The 2,621-nt window shown below is 68.6% G+C and carries 1 protein-coding gene; it reads left to right on the top strand.

Going from position 1 to position 2,621, the window contains the following annotated elements; all coding sequences use genetic code 11:
- Positions 1–505: 505 nt before the first annotated feature.
- A complete protein-coding gene (locus DS837_RS33195) occupies positions 506–2,611 on the top strand; it encodes a recombinase family protein (protein ID WP_211102458.1) in 2,106 nt (701 codons plus the stop codon).
- Positions 2,612–2,621 lie beyond the last annotated feature (10 nt).

Raw genomic sequence — 2,621 nt, 5'->3', positions numbered from 1 at the left:
ATCCCCGATCATCACAGACTGCCGCTGACGCGGAGCGGCTGATCACTGACGTCGTGATCACCAGTCGGCGGCATTCCCTTTACGGCCAACGGCTTCAGGTCGCCCCGGAGGCATCCAGCCGCGGTCCGGACTGGCTGACGGTCCTTCTGCCCGATGGTCGGCGCCGGCATGTGCGTCGGGCGGCCACCGACCTCGTTCCGGCTACGGACGGGAGCATGCCACGCGAGCCATGCGAGGCGCGCATTTCCGTGCGCACGCTGCTGCCGTTGGCGAATTGCCTGCGGGCGCTGTTGACGGTTTCCAGAGAGGAGGCCGCCGATGAGCAGCCTCGCGTCAACGCCGCGGATCGACCTTCATCCCCAGCCGCCACCGGTGGCCTTGGGGGCCACCCCGGAGCTGTGGGCGGCGTTGCCGATGGACGTGCGGCGGAGGATCGTTGCGACCTATGCTGCCATGTTGGTTCGGATGAGCGCGCCGCGTCCGCGAGCCGTCCCGGAGACCCACCGTGCTGAGCGCGGCGCTCCCCGGTGAGGAACGCATCACCACGGCGCACCGCGCCAAGCTGGCCTTCATCTACGTGCGCCAGTCGTCGGTCGGTCAGGTGCGCCTGCATCAGGAAAGCACCGAACTGCAATACCGCCTTGCCGACCGTGCCCTCGCGCTGGGCTGGCCACGGGAACGGGTGCAGGTCATTGATGAGGATCTTGGGTGTTCCGGGGCCACCAGCGACGGCCGACAGGGATTCCAGCGGCTGATCGCTGAGATCGGGCTGGGCCACGCCGGTCTTGTGCTCAGCCTGGACGCCTCCCGCCTGGCTCGGAACAACCGCGACTGGTACCAACTGGTGGAACTGTGCGGGCTCTTCGGCGTGCTGATCGCCGACGGGGAACGGCTGTTCGATCCGACGGCCTATCACGACCGGCTGCTGCTGGGACTGTCGGGCATCATGAGCGAAGCGGAACTGCACCAGATCAAGGTCCGCCTTCATCAAGGCGAACGCCAGAAGGCGGCCCGCGGCGAGCTGCGTCAGCCGCTGCCCGGCGGGCTGGCGGAGGATAGCGGCGGCGCCATCATTCTCAATCCCGACGAAGAGGTCCAAGCCCGCCTCCACTTGGTGTTTCGCCTGTTCCGCGACCTGGGCAGCGCCCACGCCGTCGTGCGGGCGCTGCGCCGGGCCGGCCTGTCGGTGCCGGTCCGCCCGTTGCGGGGACCCGCTCCGCACGCGGTGGTGTGGCAGCCGGCCGACAGCAGCCGGGTGCTCAGCATCCTGAAGAACCCGGCCTATGCCGGCGCCTACGTCTATGGCCGGCATTTCCAGGATCCCGGCCGCCGACGGTCCGGTTCGGCGCGCAGCGGAACGGTGACGCGCCCTCCGGCGGACTGGCCGGTGTGTCTGCGGGCCGCTCACCCCGGCTACATCGGGTGGGAGGAGTTCATGGCCAACCAGAAACGGCTGTCGGACAACGTCAACCGCTACGAGGCCAACCACCGGGGGGTGCCCCGCAAGGGGATGGCCCTGTTGCAAGGCATCGCCGTGTGTGGGCGCTGCGGGCGGCGGATGACCCTGGGGTATTCCGGGCCCCACGGCGAGTATCCGGTGTACCGATGCCACGCCGACAAGGCTCAACGCGGCGATCCGGGCTGCCAGGAAGTCCGTGCGCTCGCGGTCGATGCCGAAGTGGAGCGCTTGGTCCTGGAGGCGCTCGCGCCCGACCGGGTGGCCCTGGCGGTCGCGGCCTTGAACACCCTGGAGGAGGATGCCCGCCTGCTCGAGCGGCAATGGGCGCTCCGGCGCGAGCGGGCGCGGTACGAGGCCGAACGCGCCCGTCGGCAGTACGACGCGGTCGAGCCGGAGAACCGGTTGGTCGCCCGCTCCCTGGAGCGCGCCTGGGAGGAGCGCCTGCGCGCCGCCGAGCAGGTCGAGGACGACTACGGCCGTTGGCGGCGGGAGCAGCCGCTGCCGTTGAACGATGCGGACCGGGCCGAAATTCTGGCGATCGGCGAGAACATCACGGCGGTGTGGCAGGCACCGACGACCACCGCGGCGGACCGGAAGCGCATCGTGCGCCTTGTCCTTCAGGAAGCGATCCTGGACCAGAAGCGCATTCCTGGCCGTGTGTCCCTGCGTTTGATCTGGCAGACCGGGGCGGTCAGCGAGCACGACCTGCGGCGGACGGTGCATTCCTATGACGGCTATGCCGGGATCGAGACCCTGGAATGCCGGGTGCGCGACCTGAACGCCGCCGGCAAGATGGACGGCGAAATCGCGGCCATTCTCAACGCAGAGGGCCTTCTTTCAAGCCGTGGAACGGCGTTCGACAACAAGCTTGTTTATCTGCTGCGCAAGCGCTGGGGGATCCCGACCGTGAAGATCAACGGAGTCGAGGCGAATCCGGCCCGCTGGTCGGATGGCAGCTACTCGATCCAAGGAGCGGCGAACGCCCTCGGCGTCACCGGCCAGACGATCTTCAAATGGCTGAAGCGCGGTTGGCTGTCCGGACGCCAGCTCACCAAAGGGCAGCCTTGGCAAATTGCGCTCGACGACGAGCGCATTCCCGAGTTGCGCGCCCTGGTCCGACACACCAGTCCGTCCAGGAGGAAGGCATCATGAAACGGTTGGG

The sequence above is a fragment of the Azospirillum brasilense genome, from assembly GCF_008365405.1.
Classification (GTDB): domain Bacteria; phylum Pseudomonadota; class Alphaproteobacteria; order Azospirillales; family Azospirillaceae; genus Azospirillum; species Azospirillum brasilense_D.
Note: the sequence above shows the minus strand (reverse complement) of the source record. Positions and strands in the feature narration are given on the sequence as shown.